The sequence below is a fragment of the Tardiphaga robiniae genome (assembly GCF_013359755.1).
Classification (GTDB): Bacteria; Pseudomonadota; Alphaproteobacteria; order Rhizobiales; family Xanthobacteraceae; genus Tardiphaga; species Tardiphaga robiniae.
On record NZ_JABMCJ010000093.1, the window covers coordinates 37,033 to 54,609 of the forward strand.

General features: G+C 61.2%; 16 protein-coding genes. 7 read left to right on the forward strand and 9 right to left on the reverse strand.

What is annotated here, in order from left to right:
- Window positions 1–84: 84 nt before the first annotated feature.
- Entirely contained in the window at window positions 85–822 is a 738-nt protein-coding gene (locus tag HP556_RS24385; RefSeq protein WP_120289362.1) for a DUF1236 domain-containing protein, read from the reverse strand.
- A gap of 113 nt (window positions 823–935) precedes the next feature.
- The gene (locus tag HP556_RS24390; protein WP_089264111.1) at window positions 936–1,142 is read right to left on the reverse strand and encodes a DUF6894 family protein; all 207 of its coding nucleotides are present in this window, start codon (window positions 1,140–1,142) and stop codon (window positions 936–938) included.
- 134 nt (window positions 1,143–1,276) lie between these two features.
- Here HP556_RS24390 and HP556_RS24395 point away from each other — a divergent pair, with 134 nt between their 5' ends.
- Together HP556_RS24395 and HP556_RS24400 are read left to right on the forward strand one after the other, a co-directional pair.
- Window positions 1,277–1,444, forward strand: coding sequence for a hypothetical protein (locus HP556_RS24395; protein WP_175368882.1), 168 nt, complete (start codon window positions 1,277–1,279; stop codon window positions 1,442–1,444).
- A gap of 141 nt (window positions 1,445–1,585) precedes the next feature.
- Complete coding sequence (locus tag HP556_RS24400; RefSeq protein WP_175368883.1) at window positions 1,586–3,610, forward strand: pyrroloquinoline quinone-dependent dehydrogenase; 2,025 nt, start codon at window positions 1,586–1,588, stop codon at window positions 3,608–3,610.
- 1 nt (window position 3,611) lies between these two features.
- Here HP556_RS24400 and HP556_RS24405 read toward each other — a convergent pair whose 3' ends face one another.
- The 3 genes from HP556_RS24405 to HP556_RS24415 all read right to left on the reverse strand — a co-directional run bounded on the left by HP556_RS24405 (window position 3,612) and on the right by HP556_RS24415 (window position 6,890).
- On the reverse strand, window positions 3,612–4,517 hold the full coding sequence (locus HP556_RS24405) for a cation diffusion facilitator family transporter (protein WP_175368884.1): 906 nt from the start codon (window positions 4,515–4,517) through the stop codon (window positions 3,612–3,614).
- Between the two features lie 197 nt (window positions 4,518–4,714).
- Window positions 4,715–5,497 (reverse strand): DsbA family protein, encoded by a 783-nt coding sequence (locus HP556_RS24410; protein WP_093758397.1) that lies wholly within the window; start codon window positions 5,495–5,497, stop codon window positions 4,715–4,717.
- A 133-nt stretch (window positions 5,498–5,630) separates the two neighbouring features.
- The gene (locus HP556_RS24415; protein WP_175368885.1) at window positions 5,631–6,890 is read right to left on the reverse strand and encodes a GGDEF domain-containing protein; all 1,260 of its coding nucleotides are present in this window, start codon (window positions 6,888–6,890) and stop codon (window positions 5,631–5,633) included.
- Between the two features lie 317 nt (window positions 6,891–7,207).
- On the opposite strand from HP556_RS24415, the gene HP556_RS24420 reads away from it, so the two are divergent.
- Both HP556_RS24420 and HP556_RS24425 read left to right on the forward strand, forming a co-directional pair.
- Window positions 7,208–8,221 carry an adenylate/guanylate cyclase domain-containing protein gene (locus HP556_RS24420; RefSeq protein WP_175368886.1) on the forward strand — a complete coding sequence of 338 codons (1,014 nt, stop codon included), beginning with the start codon at window positions 7,208–7,210 and terminating at the stop codon, window positions 8,219–8,221.
- 123 nt (window positions 8,222–8,344) lie between these two features.
- A complete protein-coding gene (locus HP556_RS24425) occupies window positions 8,345–9,460 on the forward strand; it encodes a patatin-like phospholipase family protein (RefSeq protein ID WP_175368887.1) in 1,116 nt (371 codons plus the stop codon).
- 239 nt (window positions 9,461–9,699) lie between these two features.
- Here the strand turns inward: HP556_RS24425 and HP556_RS24430 are convergent, their stop codons facing one another.
- The 4 genes from HP556_RS24430 to HP556_RS24445 all read right to left on the reverse strand — a co-directional run bounded on the left by HP556_RS24430 (window position 9,700) and on the right by HP556_RS24445 (window position 14,161).
- Entirely contained in the window at window positions 9,700–10,959 is a 1,260-nt protein-coding gene (locus tag HP556_RS24430) for an ATP-binding protein (RefSeq protein WP_175368888.1), read from the reverse strand.
- Window positions 10,956–11,780, reverse strand: coding sequence for a response regulator (locus HP556_RS24435; RefSeq protein WP_420878694.1), 825 nt, complete (start codon window positions 11,778–11,780; stop codon window positions 10,956–10,958). The genes HP556_RS24430 and HP556_RS24435 overlap by 4 nt, the downstream gene beginning before the upstream one ends.
- Window positions 11,781–11,786: 6 nt before the next feature.
- Entirely contained in the window at window positions 11,787–12,635 is an 849-nt protein-coding gene (locus HP556_RS24440; RefSeq protein ID WP_175368889.1) for a DUF3313 family protein, read from the reverse strand.
- A gap of 113 nt (window positions 12,636–12,748) precedes the next feature.
- Window positions 12,749–14,161, reverse strand: coding sequence for a M48 family metalloprotease (locus HP556_RS24445; RefSeq protein ID WP_420878708.1), 1,413 nt, complete (start codon window positions 14,159–14,161; stop codon window positions 12,749–12,751).
- 114 nt (window positions 14,162–14,275) lie between these two features.
- Here HP556_RS24445 and HP556_RS24450 point away from each other — a divergent pair, with 114 nt between their 5' ends.
- The 3 genes from HP556_RS24450 to HP556_RS24460 all read left to right on the forward strand — a co-directional run bounded on the left by HP556_RS24450 (window position 14,276) and on the right by HP556_RS24460 (window position 17,560).
- A complete protein-coding gene (locus HP556_RS24450) occupies window positions 14,276–15,478 on the forward strand; it encodes a pyridoxal phosphate-dependent aminotransferase (RefSeq protein ID WP_175368891.1) in 1,203 nt (400 codons plus the stop codon).
- 11 nt (window positions 15,479–15,489) lie between these two features.
- Entirely contained in the window at window positions 15,490–16,101 is a 612-nt protein-coding gene (locus tag HP556_RS24455) for a biotin transporter BioY (protein WP_420878709.1), read from the forward strand.
- A gap of 118 nt (window positions 16,102–16,219) precedes the next feature.
- Complete coding sequence (locus HP556_RS24460) at window positions 16,220–17,560, forward strand: dicarboxylate/amino acid:cation symporter (RefSeq protein ID WP_089264122.1); 1,341 nt, start codon at window positions 16,220–16,222, stop codon at window positions 17,558–17,560.
- Window positions 17,561–17,577 lie beyond the last annotated feature (17 nt).

Consider the following 17,577-nt stretch of genomic DNA (forward strand, 5'->3'; position numbering starts at 1 on the left):
GATCACGACAGGGGCGGAGCGTCCCGGATAGCAAACGGGCGGACCCTTTCGAGCCCGCCCGGGTGTCACATCAGATGCGCCGCCTTAGGCGTCGATGACTGCGACGATCTCGAGTGTTCGCGGGTTCACGACGATGATCTCGTTGCGCACCAGGAAGAACTCATAGCCGCGCCAATCCGGATAGACGGTGATGATCTCAGCCGGAAGCGGGTGGAAGCGGACCTCGCGCGGCACACGGGTGCCGACCGAGATCGAGAAGTTCACATTGGTCACCGGCTGGATATTTTGCTGCTTGATGACCGTGGTGACCTTGGTGCGCTGCTCGGTGGTCAGCTTGGCGCCCGCGCCGGCCTGACCGGTGGTCGTGGTCGACTTGGTCTCCGTCGATGTCGACTTGGTGTCGGCACCTGACTTGGAGTCGGTCGACTTGGAATCGGCCTTCATGTCCTTGCCGGCTTTTCCGCTGTCACGGGTCGAGTCAGTCGTACGCTTGTCGTCACGCTGCATCTTGTCGTCGGACTGCGTCGACTTGACCGCCGGCTTCTGCTCGGACTTGTTGGTGGTGTCGGTCGCTTCGTCCTTGTTGACTGGTGCGTTGCGTTCGGCCGGCGCAGCACGATCAGCAGCCGCGCCGCCTGCGGGCGCGCTCGTTGCGCCGCTACGTGCAGCACCGCCCGCCGGCGCCTCACGGGTCATTCCGGCACCTCCGGCGCCACCACCCGACGTTGCAGCTCCTGCGCCGCCGGGATTTTGCGCGCTAGCCAAACCCGAACCTGCAATCAGTGCAGCGGCGGCGACGCTCATCAATAAACGGTTGTTCATCTTGGTTCTCCTCGCGATGCATTGCCCGCCGTACAACGGCATTGGCGGAGGGATGTTCCTGAGAAAGTGTAGTTCCATTGCTTTTGTTATGCTTGAGTATACGTCACGCCGCGTCAGGGCTTGATCTTCGTCTTGTAGACTTCATCGCCGTTGTCATCGATGACGACGACCTTCCGGTCACAGTCGCCTGCGATATCAACTGCGATTTGATGAGCAATATTCTTGGCGACATCCCTGGCTTGTGTGTCGTCGCTACAATCCAGACCTACGGGGTCCTCAAGCCGGAAACCATCGACAATCTCGAAATGATATTTTGGCATTGCTCTTTCTCCTCCTCCATAAAGGGCAATCCACCACCGTTGGGGATGTTCCTAAGTCGGAAATGGAATGACGACGGTCTCCGCCGGAACCAAATGGCAGCACGTGCATTGCACCATCGAATAAGGAAAATGCGATGCCAGCTTTTGTGGAGATGATCGTTCAGAAGATAGCGGAAGCGGCACCGATCGAGAATTCGGTGTCCGATTTTGTCGCCGGCGTCCTGGAAAATACGGCAAACAAGCTATCGCACTTTGAGCAGCGCCCGGATGACGGCGAGACGACAATCGAGGACATCGCGTAACTATCGCTGTAATATTGATCGAGTTTCAAAGAGGCCGGCTGTTACGCAGCCGGCCTCTTTACTATGCGTTCGACATGGACAGGGCGGCCTCAACGACTAACATCAGGTCATGTCAGTCGGGATCTGCGGAGCTGTGCTTCGATGAGGAATTGGATTGGAGGAATCCTGGCGCTCGTAGTCCTGTCGGTAGCACCTGCTCTTGGATGGGAGCATTGGGGTAGCGACCGTGGTGGCTCTCGCTTTGCGCCGCTTGACCAGATCACCTCCGACAATGTCGGCCGCCTGATCGAGGCCTGGCGCTTCCAGACTGGCGATCTCCTGCGTCGCACACCTGCGCAGATGGCACGCACCAAATTCGAAGCGACGCCGCTCCTGGTTGAAGACAGCCTCGTCTTCTGTACGCCATTCAACGAGGTGATTGTACTCGATCCCGCCAGCGGTCGGCAGAAGTGGCGTTTTGATGCGCGGGTCGCAGCGGATGTGCGTCCGGCCAATCGATGGGTGTGCCGCGGCGTCGCCTATTGGCGTGACGATCGCGCAGCATCTGGCGCGACCTGTCGCAGCCGCATCTTCATGGGTACCAACGATGCCCGTGTCATTGCGCTGGATGCCGCGACCGGACTGCCATGTGCCGACTTCGGCGCGCAGGGTGAGGTCAAGCTCGACCCGGGAATGCCGCTTGATGGCCCCGGTGAATTTCAGATCACATCGCCGCCGGTGGTCGGGCGCGACGTCGTCGTGGTCGGCTCTGCACTCGCCGACAATCGGCGTGTGAGCGCGCCCAAGGGGACCGTCCGCGCGTTCGATGTGCGCAGCGGCGCGCCGCGATGGTCGTGGGATCCGCTGGTCCATGACGGTATCGAAGCCGGGCACGCCAATGTCTGGGCGCCGATGTCGGCGGATGACGAACGCGGATTGCTGTTTCTGCCCACATCGTCGCCCAGTCCCGATTTCTGGGGCGGCAAGCGGCTCGGCAACAATGCGCACGCCAATTCGGTTGTTGCGCTGAAGATCGACACGGGCGAACTGGTCTGGTCGTTCCAGATCGTGCATCACGATGTCTGGGATTACGACGTGCCGGCGCAGCCGACGCTGGCCCGCATCGATCTTGCTAGCGGTCCGCGCGATGTCGTCATCCAAGCCACCAAGCAGGGCTTCGTGTTTGTGCTGGATCGTACCACCGGCGCGCCGATTTGGCCGGTGGACGAGAGGGCAGTTCCGCAAGGCGGTGTCGAAGGCGAGAGCCTGTCGCCGACGCAGCCGTTTCCGACGCATCTTCCGACACTGGTGCCGCAGCGGATAACGCCGGATGATGCGTTCGGCGTGACATTCTGGGATCGCGGCAAGTGCCGGGATGAACTGGCCAATGGACGTAACGAAGGCCTCTATACGCCACCTGCGACGGGGGCCGGCACCTTGCTGTTTCCGATGACCGGCGGCGGCGTCAATTGGGGCGGTGTTGCCTTCGATCCCGTCGGGCAGGTGCTCTATGCCAATACGAGCCGCGCTGTGCATCGGGTGACGCTGATCCCACGTGCCGAGGCGCAGAACTACAGGCCGCCGGCCGGTGCCGATTTCGGCGCGCAGCGCGGCGCGCTTTTTGCCATGACGCGGGCGCTTGTAACGTCGCCGCTCGGCATGCCCTGCAACAAGCCGCCCTGGGGCGCGATGGTTGCGGTAGACCTCAAGGCGGGCAAAGTGCTGTGGGAGTCGAAGGTCGGCACCAGCGAGGACACCGCGCCACTGGGGCTCGCACTGGCCACCGGCATGCCGCTGGTCAATGGTCTGCTGCCGACGCGCGGCGGCGTGATCTTCACCGGCGCCATGGATGCCTACCTGCGTGCCTATGATGCGAAGACCGGCGCCGAACTCTGGCAGGGGCGACTACCGGTGCCGGGCGTCGCCAATCCCATGACTTACGTCATCGGCGGAGAGCAGTATGTGGTCATCGCCGCCGGCGGGCATTCGGAAGTCGGCACTTCGATCGGCGACAGCGTTGTGGCGTTTCGTCTTGCGCGCGACGGAGAGGCGCCATCGCTGCGCTCGCTTTATATCGATCGTCCCGGCGGCCGGCTTCGCGCCGGCGCGATCGCGTTTGGCGCGTTGCTCGTCCTGTTTCTTGCTTTTGTTCTAGCCTGGCGTGTTCGGCGCAAAGCGCGGGTGTGATTTACACCCAGCGCTTGTCGGCGGTGAAATCCACCGTCAGCCAATAGCCGGGGCTGAGCCCGCCCATGGCCAGGGCAATCTCCGCACGGATGGCGTCGAGTTCGGCGAAGGTCTTGCTGATCTCGCCGGACGGTGCCACCAGCCCGATCTCGATGAATTGCTGACGGCCGGAGCGCATTACATGCGAGCTGCAGTCGCTGAAGCCGTGTTTGTACGCGATCGATTGCGCGAGCTCGCGAACCTCCTCGTCGAGATCGCTCGGTGCGACCTGCAGGATGTCGCGCCCGGCATTCCAGATCGTCGAGAGCGGAAACGGCAGGCAGATCGCAACCACCAGCAGGATCAGCGGATCGACCAGCGGCGCATAGGCCGCTGCAGGAGTCTTCGCCATCACCGCTCCGAGCAGGAAGCTGATGCAGACCGCCAGACTGAGTACACCGCCCATCAGCCAGGCACGGGCATCGATGTCGAGCAGTTGCGAGCCGTGTTCGCCGGCCGAGCGGCGGATATAGATGCTCATGCCGAAGCTGATGGCACCCGCCACCGCGGCGAAGATAGCGCCGGGGCCGAATTCGATGGCGCGACCGCCCGTGATCAGCCCGTTAAGGCCGTCGATGAAGGCATAGGCGCAGGCGAAGCTGAGCACCGTGCCGTTGATCAGCGCGAGGATTGGTTCAAGGTGCCAGTAGCCATACTGGAAGCGGTCGTCTTCGCCTCTGCTGATCAGTCTTGCGGTCAGCAATGCAACGCCGGTCATGGCTGCGTCGATCAACGTGTAAAAACCGTCGAAGGCGATGGCGCGCGAACTGATGGCGAGCCCGAAAGCGATGCTGGCAAATGAAATGAGAAGCGTGACGTAAATCGAAATCTTCAGGAGCCGCTGCTCCTGTTTGGTATCGGTCAACATTGGGAACTTAGGCGGGGTGTCCGCTGCATCCTTTTACCGTTGGGGATAGGTTACCCTATCACAGATGGCGTTCAGCCGCTTTGACCGCTACCGCAAGATAAATAAAAAACCGGCTGCGATGCAGCCGGTTTGTCATATTTCCGAGATGTTCAGGACGGCGCGGGCGACGGTATGAATCACTCTGCCGGAGTCTGGATTTACGAACAGAGCGCCTTGCCGCAGCGGGCCTGGTTGATCTTCTCCTTCAGCGCGTCTGCGCCGACGGCACCGATGATCACCTGCTTGCCGATGACGTAGCTCGGCGTGCCGTTCATGCCCATGGATTCCGCGAGCTTGAAGTTCTCTTCGATGGTCGCGCGCACTTCCGGGCTGGCCATGTCCTTTTCCAGTCTGGCGACGTCGAGACCTGCTTCCTTGGCCGCTGCCAAGGCGCGGGCCTTGTCGGCCTGGCCGCGGCCGCTCAACAGCTTCTGGTGGAAATCGAGATACTTCTTGCCGGTCGGGTCCTGCATGCGCACGGCAACAGCAACCTGGGCGGCTTCAACCGAGCCGGGCCCGAGCACCGGGAATTCCTTCAGCACGACCTTGAGCTTCGGATCGTTCTTCATGATGCCGACCATGTCGTCCATGGCGCGCTTGCAGTAGCCGCAATTGTAATCAAAGAACTCGACGAAGGTGACGTCGCCATCCTTGTTGCCGACGACGACGCCGCGTGGCGAGTTGAAGATGGTGTTTGCGTTCGCGGCGATCGCAGCCTGATGCTTCTCGGCTTCAGCCTGCGCCTGACGCTTGGTCAGCTCGGCCGAGACCTCTTCGAGAATTTCCGGATGGGTGATCAGGTAGTCCTTGATGATCTTCTGGATCTCGCCGCGCTGGGCGTCATTGAACGTCTGCGCCGATGCGACCGCGGGCGCGCCACACAGCGCGAGGGCCAAAGCCAGGGCCGGGCCGGCGGAGGCGAGAAAACGGAACGAAGGCATGGGCAAATTATCCTTTGGAAAAGGCCGAGTCAGAAAGCCACGTGTCATTCGGGAAGCTGCTTAGCATTTTGGGGGCGAAATACGCGTTATTTGTGAAGGCGGTCACGCGCAATTCATCATGGCGCCGCAGGTCTCAGAAGCCGGAATGGTGGTGATCCGGCCCGGTCATTGCAGTGAGGGCATGCGGTGCCGGCAAGGGAGCGCTTCCGATCTCGTCATCGAAGATCGGTGCCAGCGGTGGTGCGGGCTCATAGAGCACGACCCGGTTCTTGCCGCTGTGTTTGGCCTGATACAGGGCGTGATCGGCAGCCGCCATCAATCGCTCTGGGGAGGCGATGAGGTCGGGGGACCACTGCGCGACGCCGATGGAGGCGGATAGAGTCCTCACTGTGTGTCCGGCATTGCCAAATTGTCGCGGGCAGGCCGCCAGCACGCGCCGCGCGATCTCGCCGGCCTGCTGCAGGTCGGTGTCGGGCAGCACGATGCAGAACTCGTCGCCGCCGCATCGGGCCAGCGTATCGCCGGGGCGCAACTGATCTTGCGCCGCTTGGGCGAATTGCTTCAGGCAGTCATCGCCGGCGCTGTGACCGAAGCCATCATTGACCGCCTTGAAGCCGTCGAGGTCGATCGCCAGCAGTGCGTATGGGCGTGCGGTCCGCCGCGCCATCGCACATTCCTCGTCCATCCGCTGCAACAGGCGGCGGCGATTGCCGGCGCCGGTCAGATCGTCGATCAGCGCCAGTTCGGCTGCGTCGCCGCGCAGGCGGTCGATCGCCATCATCAGCAGTCCGTAATTCCACGTCATGGCGAGGAATGCCGCCACCAGCATGAAGCCGGCCTGTACCGCATCGACCGTCACCATGGTCGTCTCGCTGCCGCCCAGATGAAGCAGCGCGGCGATCGCGCGGCAGGCAAAAGCAACAAGCAAGAGAATCGAGAGGTAGCCGGCCATCCGTGCGCCGTGATTGCTGCGCCGATGATCACGCGACAGTAGCAGCGGTAGCGTCAGCGCCACGGGAACGCCCTGGCTCAGCGAGTAGACGACAACGCGCATCGCATAATCGTCGATGACCAGTCTGAAGAACAGGAATCCGGCCAGGCTCGCGGAAATTACCAGGGCGGTGGCGATCCAGGATGTAGGCCTGTCGTAAAAGCGACGGATACCGACCTCTGACAGACAGTAAGCGAGAACTGTCATCTGCGCGGCGAACAGCAGGCCGACGGGATTGGGAAACAGCAAGCCGAGAGCAGGGCCGGCCGACGCGCTCAGCGAAGCGGCGCTCCAGTAGCGGGCAGGGACGAAGTTCGGATAGCAGCGTGCGACATAGGCCCAGACGAGACCTGACGACAGGAAGTTGGCGAGCGTGAACCAGAAGATGGTCGTCGTGCTCATCGCCGCAGGTCCCACGTGCGTGTGACGCCGCTGTGTGCGGTTTCGTGATCCGATGGCTGCATTGGTCTCCCCGCCGGACGCGATGAGCGCATCCATTTTCACTAAATGCAGCGAGTTCCGTTAACGGAACCTGACCGCTGCCGGCGAGAAGCTTGGGGTGGTTGTAAAAGGATGAAGATCATATCGGCGTGCACGGCAGGGCCCGGTGAGGCCGGCGCATCGGTCTGCTCGCGGGCAACCTTTGCCATCGGCCCGTGTCAGCCCTCCCTTGGACGATTTGATATACCCTCCCGTCGGCTGTACCGGTGGGAGGGACCATGAACGCCAGGCTTGAACGGAAACTAAGGGTCCTCACGACGATTATGGCCGCTGGCGCCGCCGCCGGCGTGGCGTTCAGTGCCACCCACGATCTGCCCATTCTGCCCGGGCTCGTGATCGGATTGGTGATCAGCACGGTTCTGGGCGGCTTCGAAATCATGGTGGCCGATGGTCCGATCCGGATCTGGCTGAGCGGTCGCTCGTTCACCGCCAACCTGCTGATCAAGAGCGCGTTCTACGCCGTCGTGATTTTGGCCGTGCAGTGGTTTCGGCTTGCGGATGTGCTGATCGGGCGGACGCTCGAGATCGCGGAGGATACGTTCTGGTCGAGCCTGGTCTATTCGGTCGTCGTCTCCATCGTCGTCAATCTGGCTTTGGCAATCACCAATCTCGTCGGCGGACGCGCTTTGTTGAACTTCTTCACCGGGCGCTATCACACGCCGGTCGAGGAAGAGCGTTTCGTCTTGTTCGTGGATATTGCGGGCTCAACCAGCCTGGCCGAGCAACTTGGTGGCGTCGGTATCCACCGTTTCCTCGATCGGACCTTTCGCCTGCTATCGCTCCCGGTCGTCGACTATCGCGGCGAGGTACTTGCCTATGTCGGCGACGAGATGATCGTGACCTGGCCGAAACGGGACGGTGCGGTCGATTGCCGTCCGTTGCGCTGCTTCATCGCCATGCGCGACGAACTGGTGCGCAAAGCGGGGCAGTTTGAACGTGAGTTTGGCGCAGCGCCCCGCATTCGCGGCAGCCTGCATTTCGGGCCGGTGATCATCGGCGAAATCGGCGACGTCAAACGCGCGATCGTCTTCAATGGCGACGTCATGAACACCGCCTCGCGGCTGGAAGAGCTCAGTCGTGATGTAGAGGGCGGTTTTGTCGCATCGAAGGCGGCGATGGATTGTTTTGCCTCGGCACCGCCATTCACGGTCAGTGCACTCGGTCATCTTCCCATTCGTGGACGTGTGGATGGAATTGTCGCATTCGGATTGCAGCCGCCGCGCGAAACATAATGAAATAAACACGCAAACAAATGGCAAATCAACCGTGCAAGAGTTTCCGGACATGGAAACCCGCATGGCCCAGTTTTCAAGATTCACTTTGATCGTTGCAGAGCTCGCGTGATGCCTCGCGCGATGCTTTCCATTATTTGCACGGCGCTGCTGCTGTCGGCCTGTGCGTCGCTGCCGCGCGCGCCGCTGATCGCAAGCGCGCGCGCGACGATCCCGCAGATTCCATTGGCCAGGATATCGCCCGACGAAGGCTATCGCATCTTCGCGGGATCGCGGCGCGGTGCCCCGCCGCTCACCATCCTTGCCTTGTCCGGCGGCGGCGCTGACGGCTCCTATGGCGCAGGATTCCTGAAAGGCTGGTCCGACTCCGGACTGCGCCCCGATTTCGATATCGTCACCGGCTCCAGCGTTGGCGCCCTGATTGCGCCATTCGCGTTTCTCGGCCCGGGCTATGACGGCCGTCTCGAAGCGATCTTCACCAGCGGCGCGACTGAAAATCTGATGCGTATCGCGGGGATCAACGCCGTTGTTGGATCGGGCGTCTTCAAGGCGGGGCCGATGAAAGACCTCATCTCGAAATATGCCGATGATCGGATCATCGATGCGGTCGGCGCACGGTATCGCAGGGGCAAGATGCTCATCGTGGCCACCACGAACCTCGACACCCAAGGGACGACGCTCTGGAATATGGGGGAGATCGCGAGCAGCGATAGTCCTGGCCGCTATGAATTGTTCCGGAATGTTCTTGCTGCGTCGGCCGCTATCCCCGGGATTTTCCCGCCAGCCCTGATCGCCGTCGAGTCCGGCGGAAACATGTATTCCGAGATGCATGTCGATGGTGGCGTGACATCGAATATTCTGGCTGTGCCGGAGGGCGTGTTGACGGCCCATGCTGGATCGCTGGCTACGAAGTCTCGGGTCTTCGTGATCGTTAACGGTAAGCTGTCGCCCGACGCCTCCTATACATCGGATCTGACGCTTCCGATCGTGGCGCGCTCGTTTCAGACCTCGGTGAAGGCCAATACGCGCAATGCGATGATCGCGACATACGATTTCTGCAAACGCAACAACTGGGATTTCAAAGCAACGGCCATCGACGCGGGCAAGCTCACCACGAGCGATCCAACCAATTTCGATACTGATTATATGAAAGAGCTCTATGCCTACGGTCGCGCCAAGGGCGGTTCGGCGAGTGGATTTCAATCCAACCTGGAAGGGTTGAGGGGGCAGGGTAGCTAGATGTGTCGCATCGCTCCAACAGCGTCCTTGGAACGCGCCCGAATACGGATATCCGTTCGGCGCCTCTGGTCTCGCACAAAAGACATCGCATTCCTGAGCGTGGAGGTTGCGTATTATCCGTTGCTCGTCTTCGGGATCGCGATGATCCTGTGGTCCGGCTGAACAGGTGTTGCTTACGAAGGATCATTCTTCAGTGATGGTCTGCAGCGGCCCGTGTGGCCGCATGGCGAGCGCGTCGTTCAGGCTGCGACCGATGATACGTTTGCGATATCGATCTCGATGGAAAGCGTCTGCCTTAACCCGTGAGGCTGCCGGTTCTCGATTCCGAGCGTGCCACCCTGCCGCTCGACAATTTCCTTGGCGATGGCCAGGCCGAGCCCGGCGCCGGGAATTGACTGGCGGCGGGCTGGATCGACGCGAAAGAACGGTTCGAAGGCACTTGCCAGGAATTGTTCGGGAATGCCGGGACCGTTGTCATCGATCAGGACGACAGCGCGGCGATCGTGAACGCGCAGGCTTACGATGGCGCCGCCGCCATGGGTTGCAGCATTGATGATGAGATTGCGCAGGGCGCGCTTGAGTGCGAGAGGCGAGATCTTGACGATGCTGTGATCGAGTCCGGCAATTGTCACCCGCATCTTGATCAGGGTGAGTTCGGCACAAACGTCCCCGACGAGTTCGTCTAGTCTGACGTGCTCGGTGCCTTTTCCGACGGTCTCTTCCCGAACGAGCTGGATGGCGCTGTCGGCAATGTGATCCATTTCATCGAGGTCATGCAGCCACTCCTCACGCTCTCGTTCGTTGAGAAATTCGGCGCGCAGACGCATGCGTGTCATGGGTGTCCGCAAATCGTGCCCTGCGGCAGCCACAAGTCTGATCTTGCTGTCCATCGCTTTTTTCAGACTTGCGCCCATCATGTTCAGTGCCTGAGCGGTTGCCTTGATTTCGATAGACCCTTCTTCTTTGAGCACGGGCAGCACGCCGTTCTTGCCAACGGACATCGCCATGCTCTGCAGCAATTTAAGCTGGTTCGTCGTCTGATGGGCAACCGTAAGAGCAACCCCGATGACGCCAACCGTGATCAGTACCATCCAGCCGGCGAGGCCCCACCACACTTCAGGAGGCGGCGCGTGCTCGCGTATGGGCCAGCTCAGCCAGCCGGGGCCCATCTTGATGGACGCCCATCGTTGGCCATCCGGCGTTTGCTTGACGAAAATGTCGAAATTGGCTTGCGATTTTTGAAATGCTTCCTGCAGAAGCTTGGTCGGCGCTTCCAGAAGCTTTCCCTCGATGGGCGCCGGCTGAAGATGAAAGACTGCATCGTTTCCGCGAAAGGTGATGCTGTTGGAAAATGCAGCGACGCGAGACGTCAATCCGTCACGAAAATCCTTTTCGACCAGCCCGAGTATCATTTGCGACATCACGGCGCTGGCCAGGATCACCACACAAAGGACCGAGCCCACCAGCATCAAGGAAAATCGAATGCGTATGGAGTTCATGTGTCTGCACCGATCGTTTCAACGCGTGCCGAGAAAATGTAACCGCCGTTGCGCACGGTTTTGATCAACTGGAAATCATCATTGTCGCCAAGCTTCTTGCGCAACCGGCTCATCAACACGTCGATCGAGCGATCGAACACGTCGTCGGTACTGCGGTTCGTCAGTTCGATCAACTGATCACGCGAGAGCAGGCGACCCGGCCGTCTGACGAGCACGAGCAACAGTTCGAATTCAGCTGTCGTGAGATCGAACGGCTGCCCGTTTTCGTCCAGCAACTGCCGCGCGCCGGGATGGAGTTTAAATCGGCCGAAGTGATGTTCGAGTACCTGGGAGAGCTGGATGTCCTGCGTTACCTTGCGACGAAGAACCGCGCGGATGCGGGCGAGCAATTCGCGCGGATTGAACGGCTTGCCGAGATAGTCGTCCGCGCCGATTTCGAGGCCGATGATCCGGTCGACATCCTCCTTCAGCGCCGTCAACAGGATGACGGGTATCTCAGAGCCCTCCCGCCGAAGATCGCGGCAGATATCGAGCCCCGACCCATCGGGGAGCAGGACATCGAGAACGATGAGGCTGACCTCGTTGGTCTGCAGCGCTTCCTTCATCGTTCGCTGGTCGGAGGCGATGGATACGCGGTAGCCTTGTTCGGTCAGATAGCGTCCCAGTAGTTTTCGTATGGCAAGATCGTCATCGACGATGAGGATGTGAGACATGGTCTGCATTGGGCAGCATCCGGCTCCAGGCGGTGGTTCGTTCAACGTGACTGCTAATGTTGTAGCATAGCTGTCTTGGGCGGAGGGACGGTAATCACTGTCATGCATGTCCGGTCATTCCGTCACCGGCATCGCGTCGTCGTTCCACTCAGGAGGTGCTCCCATTTTCCCGCCGATGAAGGCGGAAACGCCGGTGCGCCCGAAAGCATCGCAGGCGGCGTATTTGGGCTTCCCCCCAAAGGCCGAGTTCACGCGCTGCATGCTGGGCGCGGACAGCTTCTTGTCGAATGGATTTTCACCGGTAACGAGGAGCTTGCTGAAATCTGCGCCGAACTCGCCCGCCAGATCGTAGGCATCGCCGGATGCCGCAACGCGCGGCGTGCTCGTCAACATGTCGGCATCGCGGGCCCAGACGAATGCCGCCTTCTGCTGGCCTTGTACGTCGCGGGCTTCCGCCTCGACCGACAGGCCGCCCATGCCGTACGGGATCCGGGGTACGACGATAGGAAAGCCTGCACTGATGAACATCGGTGCGGCGGAGGCAACCTTGGCGGCTCCGGCGACATTCGGATCGGTGACGGTCACACGCGTCACGGTGACATGCACCGTCAGGTCGGCGGGTTGCCCGGATGGGACCACGTTGAAGCGGTCGCTCAGTCCGATACAGACGGAACGGTCGACAGCATTCGCGATGACGCGACGTTGCTTGTCGGTGAGGGCGGCTCGAGATGCGGCATGAGAGAATGACGTGGGTATGATGCTGACACTCCTGGCCGCCAGGACACCGGCCTTGTCGACGCGCATCTTGGACTTGGTAGTGATGCCGTCGGCCGGCGCGAGGTCGTTATACGAGGCGAGAGACCCTGATGTCTCCAGCTGCGCCGTGGCGCATCCAGCGACAGATGCTGTCAGAGCGTGCAGGCATATCAGTTTCAACACGTGGTTGATGGCGTTCGCGCGCATAGAGATGTCCCCCAAAAGTCAGGAACACTGCGTACGGAGACAAATTGTCAGCCACATTGCGAAAGATTACGGATCAGCCGCCATTTGTTTCAGAACATTGCAGGGGAGGCGCGCTAGTTCTTGCCCGGCATTTTCGCGGCGATGATGTCATCGGCCTTCACCCAGCCGGGCGTGCCCACGGCAAACCGCGCCTTGGCGCGCGAGGCAAGGTCGCGGGCGGTCTTGTTGTCGCCGCGCAGGAATGCGGCCTGGGCCGAGGCGAGGTCGGCTTCCGCATAGTCGCCCTTGCGGCCATAGGCCATTGCGAGCTGCATATAGCCGACGGGCGCTTCGCTCTCGCGTGCCACCGCAGTACGCAGGATGCGGATCGCCTCGTCCGTATAGGCCTTGTTGTCGGAGGCGACGAGCGCCTGGCCGAGCATCATCTCGATCAGTGGCGCGTTGTTGGAGAGCTGCACCGCGCGGCGCAGCGGCGCGATCGCCTCATTGGGCTTGCCGCCTTCCAGCAGTGCCTGGCCGCGCAGCTCGTAGAAATACGGATTGTTCGGTTGCGCCTTGATCAGCGCATCGATCTGCTCGACAGCCACGCGCAGATCGCCATGGCGATAGGTGGCGATGGCGCGGGCATATTGCGCGGGCAGGCTGGTGTCGGACGGCGGATAGCGCCGCAATACCGTGTCGCGCTGCTCCATGAAGCCGGCGGTCTTGGCGCGCATCAGCTCGTGGCGCAGCATCAGGGCGGGATCGTCCTTCTTGTCCCAATAGGGACTCGACTTCGCGAGTTCCTCGAGGGCGGCAACGCGCTCTCGAGGCATCGGATGCGACATCATATACGGGTCGCTTCCGCGTGCTGCGAACAGGCTGTCGGTGCCGAAGCGCTGGAACGTCTCGTACATGCCCTTGGACGACTGGCCGGTCTGGTTCAGGAATTTGACGCCGGCGCGATCGGCGTTTTCTTCCTGCTGCCGCTGATAGGACAGCATCGTATTCATCATCATCGCTTGCGGCGCGGCGACCGCTGCGGCGCCGATATTGCCGGCAGCACCATTGGAGTTGCCGCCGCGCGCTCCGGCCGCCATGGCGCCGACGCCGAGCAGCATTGCCACGATCATCTGGGTCTGCGCCTGCGCCATGCGCTCGCGCAGCTTCGACAGATGGCCGCCGGCGAGATGGCCGGTTTCGTGGGCGAGTACGCCGATCAGCTGGTTCGGCGTCTGAGATTGCATCAGCGCGCCGTGATTGACGAAGATGCGGCGGCCGTCGGCGACGAAGGCGTTGAAGCTGGCATTGTTGATGATGACAACCTGGATGTTCTGCTTTTCCAGGCCCGCAGCGCGCAGGATCGGGCGCGTATAGTCACGCAGCAGCTGTTCGATCTCGGCGTCGCGCAGCAGGCGCGGAGCGTCGCCTTGCTGCGCATGGGCCGCCATTGGCGTCAGCGTCAATGCCGCCGCGGTCAGCAGCGTGGTCAGCTTCGAGAACAATCGAGATGCAGCCCTTTTAGGCTGCAGCTGCAGGTCTTTCATCATTGGCCGAGGTTCGGATTCGATATAAGCCCTAACAAGTCAAATATTGCGGCGGGAGCGCGGCGTTGCTCCCATGCCGTAACGTGCATAACGCCGCGCAGATAGCAGATTTCCATGCCAGATACGATCCTCAAAACCCGGGCACACAGCCTTCTTGCAGCCTCCGGCCGCAGCGATGTTCCCCCGTTCATGGTGATGGATGTGATGGCCGCCGCGGCGCGGATCGAGGCCGCTGGCGGGCACGTGATTCACATGGAAGTCGGGCAGCCGGCAGCGCCCGCGCCCAAGGTGGCCATCGAGGCTGCACAGGCTGCACTGGCGCACGGGCGGATCGAATATACCGCTGCGCTTGGCACCCCGTCGCTGCGTGCGCGTATCTCCAGGCATTATCGCGACGTCTACGGTTGCACGGTCGATCCGGAGCAGATCGTGGTGACTACCGGCTCCTCCGGCGCGTTCATCCTGTCCTTCCTGGCCCTGTTCGAGCCCGGCGACCGCGTCGCCGTCACCGTGCCTGGCTATCCGCCGTATCGGCATATTCTGACTGCGCTGGGCTGCGAGCCGGTGCTGATCGAAACCCATGCCGACAAGCGCCACGCCCTGACCGCCGAGGATCTGCTCGCCGCGCATCGCGAAAAGCCGCTGAAGGGCGTGCTGGTCGCGAGCCCGGCCAATCCCACGGGCACCATGATGTCGCGCGAAGCGCTCACCAGCCTGATCCACGCGGCAGATGATGCGGGCATTCGCTTCATCTCCGACGAGATCTATCACGGTCTCGATTATGCATTTCCCGCAGTGACCGCGGCCGAGCTATCGCCGAACGCGCTGGTGATCAATTCGTTCTCGAAATATTTCTGCATGACCGGCTGGCGCGTCGGCTGGATGGTTGTGCCCAAGCCGCTGGTGCGGTCCATGGAACGGCTGCAGCAGAACCTATCGATCTCGGTGCCGACGCTGTCGCAGATTGCGGCAGAAGCTGCGTTCGACGGTCATGCGCAGATGGAAGACATCAAGCATGGCTATCAGGAGAACCGCCGCATCCTGACCGCAGGATTGCCGCAAGCCGGCCTCACGGACTTCCTGCCGGCCGATGGCGCCTTCTATCTCTATGCAGACGTGTCGAAATTCACGTCGGACAGCTTCTATTTCGCCAAGCAGATGTTGGAACAGGCGCATGTCGCCGCAACACCCGGCAGCGACTTCGATCCGATCCATGGCAAGTCCTATATTCGCTTTTCGTATGCGAGCTCGACCGAGGACATGCACGAGGCGGTCGCGCGGATCAAAAAATGGCTCGGGCAGGGTGGTCCGAAGTGAGCGAGCCCATCTTGTCGGATGCATCCACCGCGAACGCGCGTCGTGTCCCCATCGCCGGAGTATGGTGGCCAAGCCGCAGGAGAGGTTTTGCCGTCCTGCGGCGCGCCGTGGTGCTGGCGGCGTTTGGAGTCGCGTTGTTGGCGGTTTCGGCGAAGATCAATCTGCCACTGCCATATGTGCCGATGACCCTGCAGACGCTGGTCGTTTTGATGATCGGCGCCGTCTATGGCTGGCGCCTCGGCACGTTGACGATCATCGCCTATCTCGCCGTCGGTGCATTGGGATTGCCGGTGTTCGCCGGGCCCGTTGGCGGTCTCAAACCGCTCACAGGGGCGACGGCCGGCTTCCTGTCGGGTTTCGTCGTTGCTGCGTTCGTCACGGGCTGGTTCAGCGAACGCGGATGGGATCGCTCGATGGTCCGCCTGTTCGTTGCCATGGCCATCGGCCACATCGTGATTATGGCCATGGGCTTTGTCTGGCTGGCTTACGGTATGAAGCTCGGCGCCGAGAAAGCCTGGTTGGTCGGCGTCATGCCGTTCCTGGCGGGGGCATTAGTGAAGAACACATTGGGCGCGATCCTAGTGCCCGTCCTGCGCGGAATGGTTGATCGCCGGTATCGCTGAACGCTCGGCGCGATATTTGTTCGTTAATCGCCCAAGTAATTCCGCGTGGCGGCTTGCAAGAGGCCGCCCATGTGACTAATGACCGCGGCAGTAAAAATGCTCAGGGAGTTGAAGCGGAATGTCTGCGGTAACGGCAACGGCGGGTCCGGGAGTGGCCGCTCCGGTCAAAAAGCCCTGGTACAAGGTTCTCTATATTCAGGTGCTGATCGCTATCGTGATCGGTGTGCTGGTCGGGTGGCTGGAGCCTCAGTTCGCCACCAATGAATGGATCAAGGCGCTCGGCGACGGCTTCATCAAGCTGATCAAGATGGTGATCGCGCCGATCATCTTCTGTACCGTGGTGTCTGGCATTGCCCATATCCAGGACGCCAAGAAGGTCGGCCGCGTCGGCATCAAGGCGCTGGTCTATTTCGAGATTGTCTCGACCTTCGCGCTGATCCTCGGCCTTGTGATGGGCAACCTGTTCCAGGTCGGCCATGGTCTGGTGACCAAGACCGAAGGTAGCGCAGGCGCAGTCGCCAATTACGTCAAGCAGGCTGAAGCAACGAAGTCGGTCGATTTCGTGCTCAACATCATTCCCGACAGTGTCGTTGGCGCCTTCGCCAAGGGCGACATCCTGCAGGTGCTGTTGTTCGCGATCCTGTTCGGTTTTGCGCTGATGGCGCTGGGCGAGCGTGGTCACAGGCTACGCGACATGATTGATGAGACGTCGCATGCCGTGTTCGGCGTGATCGCCATCGTCATGAAGGCGGCCCCCCTCGGCGCATTCGGCGCGATGGCCTACACCATCGGCAAGTTCGGCCCGGCGGCGCTCACCAACCTGTTGAGCCTGATCGTGCTGTTCTACGCGACTGCAGCATTGTTCGTGGTGGTCGTGCTCGGCATCATTGCCCGCATCGTCGGCTTCAACATCTTCAAGTTCATCGTCTACATCAAGGATGAGCTTTTGATCGTGCTCGGCACTTCTTCGTCGGAAAGCGCGTTGCCGCAGCTGATGGAGAAGCTGCAGCGTCTGGGCTGTTCGAAGTCGGTCGTCGGCCTCGTGGTGCCGACCGGCTATTCGTTCAACCTCGACGGCACCAACATCTACATGACCCTGGCGACGCTGTTCATCGCCCAGGCGCTCGGGGTGGATCTGTCGTTCGGCCAGCAGGTGACTATCCTGATCGTGGCGATGCTGACCTCCAAGGGCGCTTCGGGCGTCACCGGCGCCGGCTTCATCACGCTGGCAGCCACGCTGTCGGTGGTTGATCCGCGTCTGGTGCCCGGCATGGCGATCGTGTTCTCGATCGACAAATTCATGAGCGAGGTGCGCGCTCTGACCAACATCACGGGCAACGGCATTGCTACGGTGTTCGTGTCGTGGTGGGAAGGCGAGCTTGATCACGACACGATGCACGCCAATCTCAACAAGACCATCGATCCATCGGATGTCGAAACGGCAATCACGACGGACTGATCCGCAGTAGATTGCAG

Excerpts from the sequence above, each read along its gene's own strand:
- HP556_RS24435 (WP_420878694.1), bottom strand. The coding sequence starts at position 11,780 with ATGCATGACAGTGATTACCGTCCCTCCGCCCAAGACAGCTATGCTACA.
- HP556_RS24390 (WP_089264111.1), bottom strand. The coding sequence starts at position 1,142 with ATGCCAAAATATCATTTCGAGATTGTCGATGGTTTCCGGCTTGAGGAC.
- HP556_RS24415 (WP_175368885.1), bottom strand. The coding sequence starts at position 6,890 with ATGAGCACGACGACCATCTTCTGGTTCACGCTCGCCAACTTCCTGTCG.
- HP556_RS24395 (WP_175368882.1), top strand. The coding sequence starts at position 1,277 with ATGCCAGCTTTTGTGGAGATGATCGTTCAGAAGATAGCGGAAGCGGCA.
- HP556_RS24410 (WP_093758397.1), bottom strand. The coding sequence starts at position 5,497 with ATGCCTTCGTTCCGTTTTCTCGCCTCCGCCGGCCCGGCCCTGGCTTTG.
- HP556_RS24425 (WP_175368887.1), top strand. The coding sequence starts at position 8,345 with ATGCTTTCCATTATTTGCACGGCGCTGCTGCTGTCGGCCTGTGCGTCG.
- HP556_RS24385 (WP_120289362.1), bottom strand. The coding sequence starts at position 822 with ATGAACAACCGTTTATTGATGAGCGTCGCCGCCGCTGCACTGATTGCA.
- HP556_RS24430 (WP_175368888.1), bottom strand. The coding sequence starts at position 10,959 with ATGAACTCCATACGCATTCGATTTTCCTTGATGCTGGTGGGCTCGGTC.
- HP556_RS24445 (WP_420878708.1), bottom strand. The coding sequence starts at position 14,161 with ATGAAAGACCTGCAGCTGCAGCCTAAAAGGGCTGCATCTCGATTGTTC.
- HP556_RS24460 (WP_089264122.1), top strand. The coding sequence starts at position 16,220 with ATGTCTGCGGTAACGGCAACGGCGGGTCCGGGAGTGGCCGCTCCGGTC.
- HP556_RS24400 (WP_175368883.1), top strand. The coding sequence starts at position 1,586 with ATGAGGAATTGGATTGGAGGAATCCTGGCGCTCGTAGTCCTGTCGGTA.
- HP556_RS24405 (WP_175368884.1), bottom strand. The coding sequence starts at position 4,517 with ATGTTGACCGATACCAAACAGGAGCAGCGGCTCCTGAAGATTTCGATT.
- HP556_RS24450 (WP_175368891.1), top strand. The coding sequence starts at position 14,276 with ATGCCAGATACGATCCTCAAAACCCGGGCACACAGCCTTCTTGCAGCC.
- HP556_RS24440 (WP_175368889.1), bottom strand. The coding sequence starts at position 12,635 with ATGCGCGCGAACGCCATCAACCACGTGTTGAAACTGATATGCCTGCAC.
- HP556_RS24420 (WP_175368886.1), top strand. The coding sequence starts at position 7,208 with ATGAACGCCAGGCTTGAACGGAAACTAAGGGTCCTCACGACGATTATG.